The 1231-nt window shown below is 59.1% G+C and carries 1 protein-coding gene; it reads right to left on the bottom strand.

Annotated elements, in window-relative coordinates:
* Positions 1-68 precede the first annotated feature (68 nt).
* On the bottom strand, positions 69-1214 hold the full coding sequence (locus tag EOA22_RS34190; RefSeq protein ID WP_127390646.1) for a porin: 1146 nt from the start codon (positions 1212-1214) through the stop codon (positions 69-71).
* Positions 1215-1231 lie beyond the last annotated feature (17 nt).

Below are 1231 nucleotides of genomic sequence, written 5' to 3'. Positions count from 1 at the left end.
CTCGGAACCCGGCGTAAAAAACCCGGCGGTTGCCCGCCGGGTTTTCGATTTCGACAAGTCGAAATATATTAGAACGAGCGCTGGAAGCGGAGGAGGCCGCCGATGCTGTTCTTCTTGTCGGCCGGTGTGAACGATGGGTTAACATAGTTGACATCGCCAAATCGGCCTGCATGGAGGTAGTCGACTTCGGCCGTGACCGTGAAGCCCGGCACAACGTCGTAAGCGATGTTCGCGGCAACGCCGACGTTCTTCCAATCGTCAGCAGACACCTGAGCGTTGAACGAGGTTTTTTCGTTGAACTTGTAGGTGCCACCGCCCCACACTGCCCAATTGCCACCCCACATCTTGTAGAAGCCGCGACCGTTGGCGTCGACATGATTGCTGAGGTTATCGTTGAGATTGTCGTCCGAACCGTAGCCGCCCATGATGAACAGCGAGAGTTCGTTGGAGACGTTCACATCCAGGCGAACCTTGCCGGCCACTTCTTCGTAATTGCTGTCATAGGCGACGACACCGGTGATGGCGCCCCAGCCCTGCGTGTACTTCACGCCGCCGACGACATGCGGAACATAGCTGTCGATCGTGTCATTGGCGTTACCTTCTTCCAGCGAGACCACTGCCGAGAAGCCGTTGCCGGCGTCGAAGTAGTACTGGACGACGTTGGTGTCGAAATCGCCGTAGGGAACGAGCGTGTCGTTGATGACGTTGCCGGCGTAGCCGACGAACGTATCGAAGGCCGATTCGTCCTTACCGACGCGCAGGCCGCCGAGCTGGATCCAGGCGAAGTTCAGCGAGACGTCCCGGTTGTGGGCGGCGTTGACGTCCTCGAAGGCGTTGTCGTCGCCGAAGTTGAAGCGGGTCTCGGTGTAGGTCTTCAAGGTGCCGAGTTCGGTTTCCTGGCCTGTCCAGGTCTTCAGCGTGAAGCGGGTATTCTTCAGCCAGGTATTGTGGTCATCACCATCCTGGTGATCCGCGGCTTTTGCACCATCGAACGAGCCGACGTCGCCGCCACCGATGTCATAACGGATATAGCCGCCGATGCGCAGGCAGGTCTCGGTGCCGGGGATGTAGAAGTAGCCAGCGCCGTAGACGTCGCAAATCTTGACGTATTCAGCGGGTTCCGGCTCGGCGACGACGACGGCGTCGGCGGCGCGCGCACCGGAAACTGCGATCAGGGCCGCAGCGGAGCCGAGGAGAAGGCTCTTAATGTTCATTTTCTGACCTCCAGTCA

Source organism: Mesorhizobium sp. M7A.F.Ca.US.014.04.1.1 (assembly GCF_003998745.1).
Lineage (GTDB): Bacteria > Pseudomonadota > Alphaproteobacteria > Rhizobiales > Rhizobiaceae > Mesorhizobium > Mesorhizobium ciceri.
This window is presented reverse-complemented; position numbering and strand designations above follow the sequence as displayed.